General features: G+C 45.8%; 14 protein-coding genes. 2 read left to right on the plus strand and 12 right to left on the minus strand.

Annotation, left to right across the window (positions count from 1 at the left end; translation table 11 throughout):
• Positions 1-6: 6 nt before the first annotated feature.
• The 7 genes from ABZM97_RS17665 to lutR form a co-directional block, all read right to left on the minus strand.
• A complete protein-coding gene (locus tag ABZM97_RS17665) occupies positions 7-1,296 on the minus strand; it encodes an arabinogalactan endo-1,4-beta-galactosidase (protein ID WP_202328006.1) in 1,290 nt (429 codons plus the stop codon).
• 77 nt (positions 1,297-1,373) lie between these two features.
• On the minus strand, positions 1,374-3,437 hold the full coding sequence (gene ganA / locus ABZM97_RS17670) for a beta-galactosidase GanA (protein WP_202328234.1): 2,064 nt from the start codon (positions 3,435-3,437) through the stop codon (positions 1,374-1,376).
• 18 nt (positions 3,438-3,455) lie between these two features.
• Entirely contained in the window at positions 3,456-4,307 is an 852-nt protein-coding gene (ganQ, locus tag ABZM97_RS17675) for an arabinogalactan oligomer ABC transporter permease GanQ (protein WP_367387033.1), read from the minus strand.
• 3 nt (positions 4,308-4,310) lie between these two features.
• Positions 4,311-5,567 (minus strand): arabinogalactan oligomer ABC transporter permease GanP, encoded by a 1,257-nt coding sequence (gene ganP, locus ABZM97_RS17680; RefSeq protein ID WP_087993497.1) that lies wholly within the window; start codon positions 5,565-5,567, stop codon positions 4,311-4,313.
• A 39-nt stretch (positions 5,568-5,606) separates the two neighbouring features.
• Positions 5,607-6,872, minus strand: coding sequence for an extracellular solute-binding protein (locus ABZM97_RS17685; RefSeq protein WP_253268581.1), 1,266 nt, complete (start codon positions 6,870-6,872; stop codon positions 5,607-5,609).
• Between the two features lie 139 nt (positions 6,873-7,011).
• Positions 7,012-8,004: a galactan degradation operon transcriptional regulator GanR gene (gene ganR / locus ABZM97_RS17690; protein WP_087993499.1), complete on the minus strand. Its 993-nt coding sequence runs from the start codon at positions 8,002-8,004 to the stop codon at positions 7,012-7,014.
• A gap of 162 nt (positions 8,005-8,166) precedes the next feature.
• Positions 8,167-8,889, minus strand: a complete 723-nt coding sequence (lutR, locus tag ABZM97_RS17695) for an L-lactate utilization/bacilysin biosynthesis transcriptional regulator LutR (protein WP_202328002.1) — start codon at positions 8,887-8,889, stop codon at positions 8,167-8,169.
• 230 nt (positions 8,890-9,119) lie between these two features.
• On the opposite strand from lutR, the gene lutP reads away from it, so the two are divergent.
• Positions 9,120-10,817, plus strand: coding sequence for an L-lactate permease LutP (lutP, locus tag ABZM97_RS17700; protein WP_087993501.1), 1,698 nt, complete (start codon positions 9,120-9,122; stop codon positions 10,815-10,817).
• 74 nt (positions 10,818-10,891) lie between these two features.
• Here lutP and ABZM97_RS17705 read toward each other — a convergent pair whose 3' ends face one another.
• From ABZM97_RS17705 to rpoN, 3 genes are all read right to left on the minus strand, one after another.
• Positions 10,892-11,266 (minus strand): hypothetical protein, encoded by a 375-nt coding sequence (locus ABZM97_RS17705; RefSeq protein ID WP_367387034.1) that lies wholly within the window; start codon positions 11,264-11,266, stop codon positions 10,892-10,894.
• Positions 11,267-11,271: 5 nt separating this feature from the next.
• Positions 11,272-11,475 (minus strand): helix-turn-helix transcriptional regulator, encoded by a 204-nt coding sequence (locus ABZM97_RS17710; protein WP_087993534.1) that lies wholly within the window; start codon positions 11,473-11,475, stop codon positions 11,272-11,274.
• Positions 11,476-11,596: 121 nt separating this feature from the next.
• Positions 11,597-12,907 (minus strand): RNA polymerase factor sigma-54, encoded by a 1,311-nt coding sequence (rpoN, locus tag ABZM97_RS17715; RefSeq protein WP_367387035.1) that lies wholly within the window; start codon positions 12,905-12,907, stop codon positions 11,597-11,599.
• A gap of 78 nt (positions 12,908-12,985) precedes the next feature.
• Between rpoN and yvfG the strand changes: the two genes are divergently transcribed.
• The gene (gene yvfG, locus ABZM97_RS17720) at positions 12,986-13,204 is read left to right on the plus strand and encodes a protein YvfG (protein WP_087993504.1); all 219 of its coding nucleotides are present in this window, start codon (positions 12,986-12,988) and stop codon (positions 13,202-13,204) included.
• A gap of 9 nt (positions 13,205-13,213) precedes the next feature.
• Here yvfG and ABZM97_RS17725 read toward each other — a convergent pair whose 3' ends face one another.
• Positions 13,214-14,182, minus strand: a complete 969-nt coding sequence (locus tag ABZM97_RS17725) for a polysaccharide pyruvyl transferase family protein (RefSeq protein WP_087993505.1) — start codon at positions 14,180-14,182, stop codon at positions 13,214-13,216.
• Complete coding sequence (locus tag ABZM97_RS17730) at positions 14,161-15,327, minus strand: DegT/DnrJ/EryC1/StrS aminotransferase family protein (RefSeq protein WP_087993506.1); 1,167 nt, start codon at positions 15,325-15,327, stop codon at positions 14,161-14,163. Before ABZM97_RS17730 ends, ABZM97_RS17725 begins: the two co-directional genes overlap by 22 nt.
• Positions 15,328-15,335 lie beyond the last annotated feature (8 nt).

Genomic DNA, 15,335 nt, shown 5'->3' on the forward strand with positions numbered 1-15,335 from the left:
TTCTGTTTAACGTTTTTTCGGAATATGGCCTGACTCCGCATATTGAAATACCTGCAAGGAAGGCAGCGGGTGTCCGTTAAAATCAAACAAAGCTTGGTTATCCACAGCACTTCCCCCATACCACTTCCCGGCATCTTCTGGGTCATATTCAGCGGCATAGCTCGAGGCCCATCCTGAACCGAATGTTTCCCATAACACTTTGTTTTTCTCCACCTGTGTTTTCGGCCCGACTGGAATCCACGCAGGCTCCCAATAGAACACGCCAAGTCCCGCCGTTCCTGTATTCGCTACGGCCTGCATCACATCTCTTATCACATTCGCCTGGCCTTGAACGGAAATAGGATATGGCAGCGTCTGCCCGCTTTTTGGCGTTGTATTTTCATGCCCATCACCGTCCTCAGCGGTATAAGTGTACGATGTCTCCGCCACCATGACTTTTTTGCCGTACGTCCCGGCAACTGCCTTCAGCACAGAGGTCAAATTCTGCAATGTGCCGTGCCAGAAAGGATAATAAGAACTGGCAAACACATCATAATCCACTTTGTTTTTGCGGAGTGTTTCTGCAATAAATGAATACCTTCCAGTTGTTTCAGGATTGGTAAAATGCAGCGCGACCAAGATGCCTGGGTCTGTTTCTCTGACCGCCCGGCTTCCTTCATTAAATAATTGACTCATCTTCGCCCAATCGGTTTCGCCCGCAAATGCCCCTGTTGTTTCATTTCCGACCTGAACCATGCCGATGTCGACGCCTTCCTTGATCATTTTTTGCAGGCTTTGTTTCGTATACTCATAGAGCTTTGTTTTTTTAGCTTCAAAGCTTAAATTCGCCCAAGCTTTGGGGGCCTTCTGTTTCGCAGGATCGGCCCAGAAATCAGAATAATGAAAGTCGGCCAGCACCTTCATTCCATTCGCTGTCGCTCTTTTTCCGATCTCAATGGCTTTTTGAACATCATTGTTTCCCCCTCCATATCCACTGCCATGTGAATCATACGGATCATTCCAAATGCGGACGCGAACATAGTTGACGCCGGCTTGTTTTAGGGTTGTAAAGATGTCCTGGCGTTTTCCGCTTGTATTGTAAAAGGTGACTCCGCTGTTTTCTAAAGCAATAACACTGGACACATCTGCCCCTTTGATAAAGTCCTTGTTCATGCCCTCTACTTTTTTAACGAAAAGATCCTCTGTCCGAGGCTTCGGCACATGTTTCTCCTCCCCAATGGCAGCGGCATATCCCGTAGAACTGAATACACTCCACACGATGGCAGCTGCAAAGAACATTTTCACGCTGCATTTCATGACACTTCTCACTCCTTGGTAAACGCTTTCAAAATACAATAAAAAAGAATCCGCCCATATCGAGCGGAGGCATCAGCCTAATGTGTGTTTACGACGATTCTCACTTCATATTTTTCCATCGTCAGGTCGCCAGATACTATCTCTCCGGTCATCATATCTTTCACACTCTGATTAAACGTGACCAGCTGTTTTTCTTCCGTGAAATTCATTACAAAAATGTAATCATTATCCTGATCCTGCCTCGCTTGTACGGAGACGCCTTTTCCGTGCCGAACCGGAAAAACAGGAGAAAGAGACAGGTCTGTGATCAGCCCTTCATAGAAATCCCGATGAAATTGATCCTCCAAACGCGCACCGATAAAATACGCCTTGCCCCGCTGATATTGATGGCTTGTCACCGCTGGCGTACGCGCATAAAAATCTTCTTGATACAAAGCTTCTGCAGACGCCGTCTTTACATCAATCACCGTTGCATAATCCTTCATTTCATATGATTGGCTGCGATAACTGACAGCATTTCGATCCTTTGGGTACAGCGTATCGGTTTCAAGAGGCTCCATTCCGAAAATGGCTTGCAAATCCGGATGCCATCCGCCTGTGTACGTTAAGTCATGTTCGTTCACAATTCCGCTGATATATGTCATGACTAAGGTGCCGCCATTAGCCGTAAACGCTTTTAAACGGGAAATGGTGTCTTCGCTGATTAAATAAAGCATCGGGACGATCAGCAGTTTATATGATAAAAAATCTTGTTCTTTTGTGATGACGTCGACAGGGATATCGTGTTCCCAGAACGTGCGGTAATGCTGCTGAAGCGTTTGCGCATAACGTTTTGTCGCCTTCGCAAAACCCTGAGCATCCTCGAGCGCCCAATGATTTTCCCAGTCATATAAAATAGCAGTTTCAGCGGGCCGATTCGTTCCGACAATCGCGGAAAGCTGTTCTAATGTTTCGCCGACTTTGGCCACTTCTTGAAAGACCCGGTTCTTCGGGCTATTATCATGATCAACAATCGCCCCGTGCAATTTTTCTGATGATCCGCGCGATTTACGGTATTGGAAATAGAGTACGCTGTCTGAACCGTGGGCAATCATTTGCATAGACGACAGCAGATTCATGCCCGGGCGCTTCGCCTTATTGACGTTATGCCAATTGACCGCGCTTGGCGTACACTCCATTAATAAGAAAGGCTGCTGCTTTAGGCTGCGGTACATGTCATTGATAAAGCCGGCCTTCATCGCCAAATCGGCTGTGCTTTCCCAGTCATTGTGCCAGACCGGATAAGCGTCCCAGCTGATGACATCGACATGCTTCGCAAATTTGCTGTAGTCGAGGCCCTGATACGGAATCAAATCCGGTGTGTCAGCCATAAAGTTCGTTGTGATAGGGATATCAGGCGTCAGTTCTTTCAGCGGGATGATTTCATTTTCATAAAACGAAATCGTTTGATCAGTGACGAACCGGCGCCAGTCTAAGTTCAAACCGTGCAAGCCATTTTCACCGATCGGCGAAGGGCTTTCAATTTGTGACCAATCATTAAATGTATGGCTCCAAAAAGGAGTCCACCACGCATGGTTCAATGCCTTGAGGCTGTTGTCATATTTCGATTTCAGCCACACCCTGAAAGCATGCTGGCATTGGTCGCAGTGGCACTCTCCTCCGTATTCGTTGGAAATATGCCACATTAACAGCGCCGGATGATTGCCGTATCGTTCTGCTAATAACCGGTTGATGTGACGTGTTTTTTCACGGTAGACTTTAGATGTAAGGCAGTGGTTGTGCCTTCCGCCGTGCAGCTGTTTGACGCGGGAGGCATTGACCCGCAGCACTTCAGGATAGGTTTGTGACAGCCAGGCAGGACGGGCTCCGCTTGGCGTTGCTAATATGACCCGGCCGCCTATGCTGTGAATCCGTTCAAAAATATCATCAAGCCATTCAAATTGATATACGCCCTCTTCCGGCTCAAGCGCGCTCCATGCAAAAATGCCGACAGAAAACGTATTCGTATGAGAAAGCTTCATCAGCTTAATATCATCGGCTAAAATATCAGGCCGATCCAGCCACTGATCAGGATTGTAGTCTCCTCCGTGGAGCATAAACTTCGCTTTAGTAACGTACGTTTTTTCAAGCTTTGCCATTATTTTCTCCCCCTTATTCTCTTACCCTTTTGTTCCCCCAGCGGTTAATCCGGACACAAAATGCTTTTGCAGCATGATAAAGATGATGGCAACCGGTATGCTGATAAGCAGGGCTCCGGCTGCAAATGTTGTATAGCTGGCTCCCATAACATCATTCACTAAATTGAATAGACCTACGGGCAATGTATATGATTCTGGCGTTCTCAATATCGTTGAGGACAGCACAAAATCTCCGAGCGGGCCGGTAAAGCCGTTCATGGCGACTACTGCCGCCATCGGTTTTGATAATGGCAGAATGATCTGGAAGAAGATTTTTGTGCTGCCGGCCCCGTCAATCTTGGCGCTTTCGTCTAAATCCATCGGAATGGAATCCATGTATCCTTTCATCAAATACGTATTCATCGGGATCAGGCCGCCGATATAAAGCAAGATTAACAGCCAGTGGCTATTGATCATCCCCAAGATTTGCGCCAGCACAAACAAGGCGATTAAAGCTGAAAACTGAGGAATCATTTGCAGCAATAAAAAGAGGGTTAAAGCGTATTTCCTTCCTTTAAATCGAAAGCGCGAAAATGCATAGGCGGTAAACGTCACACAGATCAAAGATCCCGCCATCGTAAACAGGCTGATCTTCATTGAGTTGAGATACCACTGCACATATTGAAGGCTTTCTTCGCCCGCAAATAACTCCTTGTAATGATCGAATGTCGGATGCTTCGGAATGATGGATGTGCTGATTAAGCTGTTGCCGGGGTTAAAGCTTGCGCCTGCCGTCCAAAGGAGAGGATAAACAATGATGGCCGCCATACAGGCTAACAACAAGTAAGACAAAAGGAGACGAATACATTTTCTGACCTTCATATCTGCCAGCATGCCTCATGCCTCCTCTTTAAAAGACTTCGTCCGTCTGAACTGCCACAATGCGATAGAGATGACAAACACAGATAATAAAATCGTTAAAGCCGCGGCGAGTGAATATTGACTGGACTGCATTGTCAATTTGTAAATCCACGAAACAAGGATATCTGTCCCGCCGGCTGTTGACCCGGTTACCGCCGGACCGCCGCCATTGAATAGATAGATAATATTAAAGTTATTAAAATTAAACGTAAACTGAGTAATGATAATCGGAGCCATAGCAATGAACACCATCGGAAGCGTGATGTATCTCAGCTTCGAGAAAACAGAAGCGCCATCAATCGTGGCTGCTTCATACAGATCGTCCGGAATGGACTGCAAGACGCCTGTTGAGACGAGAAAGATGTACGGAAACCCGAGCCAGCCCTGCATAAGAATCAGCGCAAGCCTCGACCAATTGGCATCTGTCATCCATGGAAGAGGCTCTATGCCGAAGAAAGCCAAGATATCATGATTCATCGCACCGAAGCTATCATTAAACAGCCCTGCAAAAATTAAAATCGTCACAAAACCGGGAACAGCCCATGGCAAAATCAAAATCGTCCGGAAAAAACGTTTAAAACGAATGTCTTTCTGATTGACAATAATCGCGAGAAAAATCCCCAAACTGACTTGCAGTGTGGATGCAGCAAGTGTCCAAACCACCGTCCAAGCCAGCACATCAAAAAAAGTCGACCTCCAAATATCAACTGTGAAAATGTTTGAGAAGGTTTGAAAACCGACCCAATCAATTAATTTAGCAGGAGGCGAATGATATAAATCATAGTTCGTAAAGGCTAGTGCAAAGCTGAATAAGATGGGGAAAATGACGGCGAAAATTAAAATAAACAAAGATGGTCCGCTGACGACATAAGGGTAGCCATGAGAAATGATATGTTGGTATTGTTCCTTGAGAGAGCTCAATGGCTTGTTTTCATCGCGCTGTTTTCCGCTTTGAAACGCATCGCGAAGATTCACATAATACACCGCAAGGCCAAAGCAGGTCACGATTACAGCGATAATCCCTTCCGCCAGCAGAAACACGGAATGATCCCGCGGCACCTCTGTTCCCAACGTGAAAATTCCCCAAAACCCCATATTGAGCAGATCTCCAAAGACCGCAAAAAACGATACGCCTAGGAAAAGAAAGACCAAACCTTTTATCCATTGCTTGTTATAAAATTGCCCGAACCCCGGGATGATAGACAGCAACAAAGCGATTTGACGATGCTGCACCGTTTTCACCTCTCTCACAATACAAATCTAGCTTTCTCTTTATTTTCCGCTGTGCTTTGCCTTGATTTGTCCTTTAGCCGTTTCAGCCGCTTGATCCAATGCTTGTTTCGGATCTGCTTTTCCTGTTGCAATCGTCTGTAATGCTGAATCAGCCGGCGTCCATATTTCATTCATTTCCGGAATATTTGGTGTCAGCTCTGCGAAGCGGGTTTGTTCCGTAACAGCCCGTGCCGCCTCGCTTTTCATAATAGCCGGATCATTGGCTAAGGATTTCACAGCAGGAACTTCTTTCGTTTTTTCATAGCGTGTTTTAGCATTTTTTTCGTTTGCAAGAAAAATGGCTAATTCCTGCGCCAGCTCCGCATTCTTTGAAAACGCACTGACATTGTAGCTTTTGACGCCGATAAAGGAACTCATGTTTTTCCCCTTTTCCAGTTCCGGCAGTTTCGTTATGCCATAATTGATTCCTGCTTTCGAAAAGGCGTCTACATTCCATGGGCCCGAGATAATCGCTGCGGCTTTTCCTTCTGTGAACAGTGATTCCAGCACGTTTATCCCTTGTTCTCCAATAATGCCTGCCGGGAATAAACCATCCTTGTAAAACTTTTGAATCTGCGCCGCACCTTTGACAGCGCCTTCATTATTGATCCCGATGTCTGACGGGTTATAGCTGCCATCTTTGTCTTTTCCGAAAATATATCCGCCGTAACCGCTCATCACACTTTCCGCGTAATAAATTTGATCAAATAACGCTAAAAAGCCAAATTTGCTGCCGTCAGCAGTCTTTTTGGAATAGTCGTACCACTCCCCCAGCGTTTGCGGCAATTCCTTCTCTGAAATAAGATCTTTGTTGTAAAAAAGCACTGTCGTTTCGACCGCTTTAGGCAGCCCATAAAGCTTTTGATCTACCATTTGAGATTGGATGGAAGTGTCAGTGTAAAGCGATTGCACGTCCTTTTCAACATGTAATTCCTTGAGTAATCCCTCCGTGACAGCCGTTCCGATTTGGTCACCCGGCATGGTTAACACGTCAGGACCCGTGCCGGCCGGTCCGTCCATTCGCAAATCTTCAATCTGCTTGGCATACGGTTTTTCAACGACTTTGACCTTCACATCATGCTCTTTTTCAAACGCGGCAACGGCACCTTTAATGCCGATGCTCTTTTCTTTATCCTCCCACACGACAAGCTTTGCCCCTTTTGAGCTTGGTTTGGTGCTGCCGCTTTCCTTTGGGCCGCAAGCCGCCAAGGATAAACTGACAGCCGCACAGAGCATGAGTGCGGAACACTTTTTCGCCATTTTCATTGTTTGTCACCCTTTCGCTAGTAATGAAAGCGCTTAAAAAAATAATATAGCACGGCTGAGAAAATATGTAAACAAACTATTTACTTCTATCAGTAAATTTTTTCACCAATAAAAAATAGCTTAGTGTCCTAAGCCATTCTTAATTCATACTCTTTCTGACGATTAATTCCGCGCCCACATATAATGTTTTTACCGTTCTTCTCTTGTCCTGCACTTGTTCAAGCAGCATTTCAACAGCATTTTTGCATAATTCATGTATATCAATATGAAACGTTGTCAGAGGGGGTGAGACATACTTTGCAAAGCTGATGTTGTTGATGCTCACAATGCTTACCCTGTTCGGTATGGCAATTCCTTTTTCGTTCAGGGCTTGCAGACAGCCAACTGCAATCGGGTCCGCCGCGATCAAAAAAGCCGTTGGAAGCTGATCGCCTAATGTGTCGATCGCTGCTGTCATCAGACGATAGCCGTTTTCTACAGAGAACCCGCGATGACAGAAAATATAGCACTCGTCCAGCAAGTCTTTTTCCCTCATATAAGATCTAAAGGTTTGTTCACGGATGTCCATTTCGTCCTGATTGGTGTTCGGATTTTTGTATGTGCCGCCGATAAAACCGATGCTCTTATGCCCTTTCCCGCTCAGGATATTTACCGTCTTCCTTGTCATTTGAGCTAAATCGGGCCTTACCGAGTCAAAATAATCGGGATCAGGAGTTGAATCGATAAACACACCGTTTTCAGTGAGATTTCTGAGAAAAGCCAGCTCTTCATCAGAAAATGTTCCGACGGCAATAAACCCTTCTAAATGTGCAGGAATGCTTTCGATTCCATCCGATATTTTATAAGTGGTCATGTCGACATTGAATGCTCTCGCCAGTTTCTCTACTTCTAATCTCATCGTTTTAAAATAGACATCTTCTAATTCTTCTTTATCTGTCAGCCAATATAAAAACGCAATATGTTTCACTAGCGGCCTTACTGTTTTCTTGCGGTAATTGAGTTTTTCCGCGGCTTCATAGATTTTCTCCCGTGTCTCATCAGGAACAGAAAGGCTTTCATCGTTATTTAAAACGCGGGAAACAGTTGAAATCGAAAATCCCGCTTCCTGCGCGATATCTTTAATTGTCGCCATTGCATCTGCCTCCATTATTCAGCTCATATTCATTTTAGTAAAATATTTTACTTTGTTTTTCGCAAATGTCAAGTGCTGCTGCAAGCAAAAAGACTGAACCATTTCCGGCTCAGTCTCGGTTTTTCATTCGGCACCGGCAGAATTGCCCGGGAAATGAGTTGGTTATTGCACATTTTCCTCGAAATATCCCGAAAGCACATCTTCCACATTCGTTAAATGCGCCAGCATAGCAGCCTCCGCCTGCGCTCCATCCTGTGCAGCCACGGCATTGTAAATCCGTTCATGCTCTTCATAAAGCCGCTGAACTGAGGTCTTCTTGGAAAACAGCCAGATTTTCCGTGTTTCTCTCATCGTTTCCAGCAGCAATGATGAAACGTGGTTCATCAGATGTTTGAGAAGATCGTTTTGGGAAGCGTCAGCCAGCGCCAGATGAAACGCGAAGTCTGCTTTCTCTCCAAGCTCTCCGTCGGCTTCAATGCTGCCCATTTCCTTTAACGCGGCATTTATTCTTTCGAGATTCTCTTCTGTTCTTTTTTCAGCAGCTAATGAAGCCACGCCGATTTCAAGCAGTTTTCTAACCTCGAGCAGCTGCTTGACGTCCTCTTTTTTCATAAGAAGGGCGGCTGAGAGCGGCTGAGAAATTTGATTGAGCTCAAATTCCTTTAGGTATGTGCCTTCTCCCTGTTTCATTTCGACAAGCCCCATCGCTTTTAGCGCGGAAAGTGCTTCGCGAACCGCTGAGCGGCTGACTTGAAAGCTTTCGGAAAGCGCTTGAACGGAGTCCAGTTTATCTCCCGGCTTCAATTCGCCGTTTTTGATCATGTCTAATAGTGCGTCCGCCACTTCTTCATATATTTTCTTTGTTTTAATTTGTTTGTATTTCAATGCAATTCACCCCGTAACTTGTAGGTCTGGCTGTTTACGATCTATTATACTCTGTTTTTGGGGAAGCCAAAAGATTTTGACAATTTTGTCAAAAAGTCTTGTACTTTGTTTTTTTTCAAAATATAATGCTAGGTAACTGGTCTTATTACCCAGTCATCAGATGATCATACTACCATCTATAGAAAACGCTTACACACAACGCCAGTTTATGTTTCTAGGAGGGGTTTGGGATGCAATGGACACAGGCATATACGCCTATAGGGGGAAATTTGCTTTTATCAGCGCTTGCGGCACTTGTACCGATTATTTTCTTTTTTTGGGCACTCGCGATTAAACGGATGAAGGGGTATACAGCGGGCTTGTCCACATTGGGGATCGCACTTTTCATCGCTGTATTGGTTTATCGGATGCCGGCGGAAAAAGCGCTGATGTCCGCGACACAAGGAGCCGTATACGGGATTTTGCCGATCGGCTGGATCATTGTGACGTCTGTTTTTTTGTATAAAATCACTGTGAAAACGGGACAATTTGATATCATTCGCAGTTCTGTTCTCTCGATTACGGATGACCGCCGGCTTCAGGCGCTCCTGATCGCTTTCTCATTCGGGGCTTTTTTAGAAGGAGCGGCGGGCTTCGGAGCGCCGGTCGCCATTTCAGCCGCGCTGCTGGTCGGCCTCGGCTTTAATCCTCTTTATGCGGCGGGAATCTGTTTGATCGCCAATACGGCGCCGGTCGCCTTTGGCGCGATTGGGATTCCGATTACAGCCGTAGAAGGGCCAACAGGAATTCCGGCGATGGAGATTTCGCAAATGGTCGGGCGGCAGCTGCCGTTTTTATCCGTATTTATTCCTCTTTATTTACTCATCATCATGAGCGGGTTCAGGAAAGCCTTTGAGGTCTGGCCGGCCATTCTCGTTTCCGGTGTTTCCTTTGCTGTCGTTCAATATCTTAGCTCCAATTTTTTAGGGCCTGAGCTGCCGGATGTTTTGTCAGCGCTTGTTTCGATGGCAGCGCTTGCTGTGTTTTTGAAATGGTGGAAACCGAAAACAACATTCCGGTTTGCCGGTGAACAGGAATCGGCCGCAGCGATTGAAACGGCGAAAACGAGTCAGGCAGCGCCTGCATACAGCGGGGGACAGATTTTTAAGGCCTGGTCGCCATTTTTGCTGCTGACGGTGATGATTTCTATATGGGGCATTCCCTCTGTCAAATCCGCGCTGACCGGGCATTATGAAGGCGCTTCTGTTTTCTTGAAGTGGCTGAATGGTATTGGAGAAAAACTGACTTTCGCCCCTGGTGTGCCTTTTTTGAACAATCAAATTGTCAATGCTGACGGTACGCCGATTGAAGCGGTTTACAAGCTTGAGGTGCTTGGTTCGGCCGGCACAGCGATATTGATTGCGGCCGTGCTGTCAAAGTTCATCACGGCGATTGCATGGAAAGACTGGGGAGCTGTTTTTAAAGAAACGATCCAAGAGTTGAAGTTTCCGATTTTGACCATCGCTTCTGTCGTTGGTTTTGCCTATGTCACCAACTCTTCGGGGATGAGCACGACCCTCGGGATGACACTTGCGCTGACAGGTTCGATGTTTACCTTCTTTTCGCCTGTTCTCGGCTGGCTCGGCGTCTTCATTACCGGCTCGGATACGTCTGCCAACCTGCTGTTCGGCAACCTGCAGAAAGTCACCGCGTTATCAGTCGGCATGGACCCTGTTCTGTCTGTCGCCGCCAATTCATCAGGCGGTGTCACAGGAAAAATGATCTCGCCGCAGTCGATCGCGGTCGCGTGCGCCGCGGTAGGGCTCGCCGGGAAAGAGTCGGATCTTTTCCGCTTTACGATTAAGCACAGCTTGTTTTTACTGCTGCTCGTTTGTATCATCACTTTTTTACAGCATCACGTGTTCAGCTGGATGATTCCAGCTGGATGATGCAGTATGAACAGTCAAGATTATCAAGAAATAAAAACAAAACTGGCAGATTGATGTTCTGCCAGTTTTATTTCTTAATATTTTTTTGATAATATCACCCACGAAGTGAAGGTTGTAATGATTGTTAAGGATATTAAAATCCTCATGATTTCAACTGCCGATAACGCCACTGCGCTGAACTGAATACTGAACAAGATTATTACGCAATAAATCAATACAGAATAAAGTGCGTACTGCATTCCTTTTTGCTTAATCAAGTTTGCTCTTTCATCTTTTTCTTTGAAATGCGGATAAATATAGCCCGCAGCAAAACTTAAATAAGACAGTGCTCCCCACATTAATAATTCAGTAATGGAAACAGAATGAGTCACAATTTGAAAAAAAGCTTTCATCAGTAAAATCATTGTGAATAAAGCGCCAATGATGAAGTAAACTTTTCGTAATGCCATGATTTTCACCTCTCGTTCTCATCTTCATAAAACATGTTTTCGACAGTTGTATGAAACGTTTTCGCGATTGCTAATGCCAGCGGCAAAGAAGGATTATATTTTCCTTTCTCAATTGATATAACCGTTTGTCTGCTAACGTTTAGCAGCTCAGCTAATGTATCTTGGGAATATCCATATTTCTTTCTGTATTCTATTAACCTATTTTTCAAAGGGATTACCTCTTTTTCCATTAATTGTACAATAAATTCATTATAACGTAAAGCTTACTTTACAATTTGTGAATGTAGCACCGCAATTACGCAATAAAAATCCTCCCTTTTCGGGAGGATTTTATTTATACCGTTTTCTCGCTGCCGATGACGGAATGCTCATTTGATCGCGGTACTTTGCCACGGTGCGTCTGGAGATTTGAATGCCGTGCTGTTCATATAGCAAATCGGCAATCTTTTGATCTGAAAGCGGTTTTGTTTTGTCCTCTTGATTGATCAGGTCTTCAAGATGTGTTTTGACTGCATAGTTAGACGCATCTCCATCTCCTGAGGCCTCGGCTTTTGCTGAGAAAAAGAGTTTCATCTCAAATAGTCCGTACGGCGTTTGTAGCGTTTTTCCTTTGATTGCCCGGCTTACAGTTGATTCATGAAGGCTTAGGCAGTCGGCTACCTCTCTGAGGGTCAGCGGCTTCATTGCGCTTCTCCCTTTCAGAAAGAACTCCCTTTGCCGTGTGATCAGCTCATTGACAATTCTTGTGATCGTCTGTTTTCGCTGTCGCAGCGCGCGGCTCAGCCAGCGCCATTCCTGATATTTCGCGGATAAATAAGAGGCGGTATCCTGACAGGAGCCCGACGATAAAAGCGGTCTGTACTGCGAATGCAGTTCTATTTCCGGAAACGAGCGGGTATTCAGCTCCGCTGCGATGTGCCCGTTTTTCACAGAGATAAAAATGTCAGGCTCGATATACATATCTTGCTCTGGCCGGGCAAACAGAAGGCCTGGTCTCGGATGAAGAGCCGCGATGTCATCAGAGATATCTTGAATGGTATGAAGCGGAATCCCGGTCTCATTTGAAAGCGCTTTCCACTTTTTTTGCGCAAAAGCATCAAAATGAGCTGAAACAAGCATTTCCGCTTGCTCATTTCTGTCCGGCAGCCGCTGTAATTGAAGAAGGATACATTCCTTCAGAGATCTTGCGCCGATTCCAGCTGGCTCTAACGACTGGAGTTTTGCCAAAACAGCTTCCGCTTCCTTGGCCGAAACAGATAGGCGCCGGGCTGCCTCCACCACCTCTTCTTCCAAGTACCCGTTTGAATCAAGCGAATGAATCAGATAATTGAAAATCTTTTTTTCGGAGTTTGTCAGATTCATATCGAGTGACTGCTGTTTTAACACATCCTGCAATGTTTTTTGCGGATCACTTAATTGAAGGCCTGCTTCCTGTGGATTCATCCTGTTTTTATTTGTTTTATGGTAAGATAGTGGCGGTGTGTCTGTTTCCTTTCGTTCAATAAGAGGGTTTTCCAGTGAGAGCTCATCAATGTATTCGGCGAGTTCTGCCGAATGATAGCCAAGCAGCGTGATGGCCTGCCTGAGCTCCTGTGTCAGTTGAGGCTTTAATACTTGTACTTGCTGAAGTTTCATATCCATCTTGCTCACTCCCCTTTCTTCATTGTACATGATTGAGATCACACCGTATACATTTATGAAAAAGGAGCTGCCAAAAGAATGTCTGAACTTTTTTCCGTCTCTTATTTTATTGAGAATTTAAAACAGCATATTGAAATGAATCCGTCTGAGGATAAAATCCATGCGATGAACAGCTACTACCGTTCCGTCGTCTCAACGCTTGTTCAGGACCAGCTGACGAAAAACGCGGTTGTCTTGAAACGGATTCAGCATTTAGATGAAGCGTACAATAAAGTCAAACGGGGAGAAACAAAATAAACCTTCCGCTCACATGTGAGCAGGAAGGTTTTCCTTCTTTGAGGCGTTCTGGATGAGTCGGGTGTTCGGTACTTCTTCCATCCAGGTGTGATAGTAATTGGCGTTTTTCCCATAGGAATTATCAATAACCGTGTTTTCTTTTTGAAGAAGAGATGAAAAGATGTGGCCGTGCAGCCTTGACGTTTCCACCGATTCGTAACGGCTGAAGAACCGAATCGCTTTTTTGACGATATAATCCGAGTATTTTTCCCATATATACGCGATGGGCAGAGGATTGCCCGCTTTTTTGTTCAGGACGTTCAGCGTTTGCAGAAAAGCGATTGTCCGGCGGTCTGAAGCTGACAGCACCGTACGCCAGTCGTAGCTTTCCGCTTTAGCGTGTTCCTGAAGCTCCTTATTCGCTTCGTGATCTGTTCTGATAAATCTCAGCTTTTTATTGAACGGCTGCTGGGTGGGAACGACGGGAAACAGCTGATGAGCCATATCAGGCAGAAGCTTAATGTGATTGCTTGTAAAATAAGCCTGCGCCGTAGCATAGGAGGCTTTTTCCCTTGTGATGATATGGAGATTCGCATGTGCAGAAAATATCTCCGCCGTCCGTTTAAGATTGTCTTCGTTTTGAAAATAAATCGATTGCGGCAGGATCACGATTTTATGGTTCGGATAGGTTTGGACGATTTTCTCTCTAAAGCCTTGGTAATACGGATACAAATCTCCGAAGTTGCCGCCTCCCTGGCAGACGATGATGAGATTCGGGTCCAGCGTTCGACCGACTGGAAAGTTGTCGGGATTCCAGCGTTTTCTGACCTGAATCCCATGTTCTTTAAAGAAGGCTTCTGTTCCCTTCATAATAAATAAATCCCCTACATTTCCGTATAGAGGATAATCGGCATAGATGATCTCGGATTGTTTCGGAATGACGTCGAGCAGCCCGGACAGTTTCTGTTTCAGGCTGATCATCGAATGCTTGCTGTCCATTTCTTCACCTCGCCAGTTTGGAATAAGTGTACGAGTACATCAATAACCCGGTCTTGCTCTTCTTCCGTCAGATTTGACCCTGATGGGAGACAGATTCCCCGCTTGAAAAGATCTTCGCATATGCTTCCTGTATCTTCATGAGCATAAAATAAAGACGGCTCAAACAGCGGCTGGGTATGGAGCGGCTTCCACAGCGGGCGCGCTTCAATGTTTTCTTCCGCAAGACGCTGAACCGCGTCATATGGGCTCAGCCCGTTATCAAGTGTAAGTGTGGTGAGCCAGCGATTGGATACACCTGCTGCATGTTCTGGCATAAAGCGGACTCCGTTTATGTGACCGAGTGCATTCTTGTATCTCGTGAAAATGGCCCTTCTTTTCTCCACCCGTTCATCCAGCACCTCAAGCTGGGCAATGCCGACGCCGGCCAAGATATTGCTCAGCCTGTAATTGTGCCCGATTTCGCTGTGCTGATAATGTACAGCCGGCTCACGTGCCTGTGAAGCGAGAAATCTTGCTTTCTCAATGGCGGCTTCATTGTCTGAAACGAGCATCCCGCCGCCTGATGTGGTGATGATTTTGTTCCCGTTAAATGAAAAAATGCCGAAGCGCCCGAATGTCCCGCTTTGCTTCCCTTTATAAACTGTGCCGAGCGATTCGGCTGCGTCCTCAATGACAGGAACTCCATATGTATCACACAGGCTGACGATGTCATCCATTTTCGCGCTTTGCCCATATAGATTGACGGCAATAACCGCTTTAGGCAGCTTTCCGTTTCTTTTCGCTTCCTCCAGCGCTCTTTCAAGGGCTTGCGGCGACATATTCCACGTATCAGGCTCGGAATCAATAAAGACGGGCACCGCTTTTTCATATAAAATCGGATTGGCGGTCGCCACAAATGTGAAGGACTGGCAAAACACGCTGTCTCCTTCTTTTATTTCAAGCAAACGCAGCGCCAGATGAATCGCCGCTGTTCCTGAGCTGACAGCCGCCGCCCCTTTTACGCCGACACGTTCAGCCAATTGCTCTTCAAATGAATTCACGAGAGGTCCAAGCGGCGCAATCCAATTTGAGCGAAAGGCTTCTGAAATATAGTGCTGCTCTCTGCCGCTCATGTGAGGGGGAGATAAATAGATTCTTTTATGCATATAATCAT

Origin of the sequence: Bacillus vallismortis, from assembly GCF_040784915.1 — a bacterium.
GTDB lineage: Bacteria > Bacillota > Bacilli > Bacillales > Bacillaceae > Bacillus > Bacillus subtilis_G.

Coding starts and splice junctions, on each gene's coding strand:
- ABZM97_RS17665 (WP_202328006.1), bottom strand. CDS start 1,296: ATGAAATGCAGCGTGAAAATGTTCTTTGCAGCTGCCATCGTGTGGAGT.
- lutP (WP_087993501.1), top strand. CDS start 9,120: ATGCAATGGACACAGGCATATACGCCTATAGGGGGAAATTTGCTTTTA.
- ABZM97_RS17705 (WP_367387034.1), bottom strand. CDS start 11,266: ATGGCATTACGAAAAGTTTACTTCATCATTGGCGCTTTATTCACAATG.
- ABZM97_RS17730 (WP_087993506.1), bottom strand. CDS start 15,327: ATGCATAAAAGAATCTATTTATCTCCCCCTCACATGAGCGGCAGAGAG.
- ABZM97_RS17725 (WP_087993505.1), bottom strand. CDS start 14,182: ATGGACAGCAAGCATTCGATGATCAGCCTGAAACAGAAACTGTCCGGG.
- ganR (WP_087993499.1), bottom strand. CDS start 8,004: ATGGCGACAATTAAAGATATCGCGCAGGAAGCGGGATTTTCGATTTCA.
- rpoN (WP_367387035.1), bottom strand. CDS start 12,907: ATGGATATGAAACTTCAGCAAGTACAAGTATTAAAGCCTCAACTGACA.
- yvfG (WP_087993504.1), top strand. CDS start 12,986: ATGTCTGAACTTTTTTCCGTCTCTTATTTTATTGAGAATTTAAAACAG.
- ganQ (WP_367387033.1), bottom strand. CDS start 4,307: ATGCTGGCAGATATGAAGGTCAGAAAATGTATTCGTCTCCTTTTGTCT.
- ABZM97_RS17685 (WP_253268581.1), bottom strand. CDS start 6,872: ATGAAAATGGCGAAAAAGTGTTCCGCACTCATGCTCTGTGCGGCTGTC.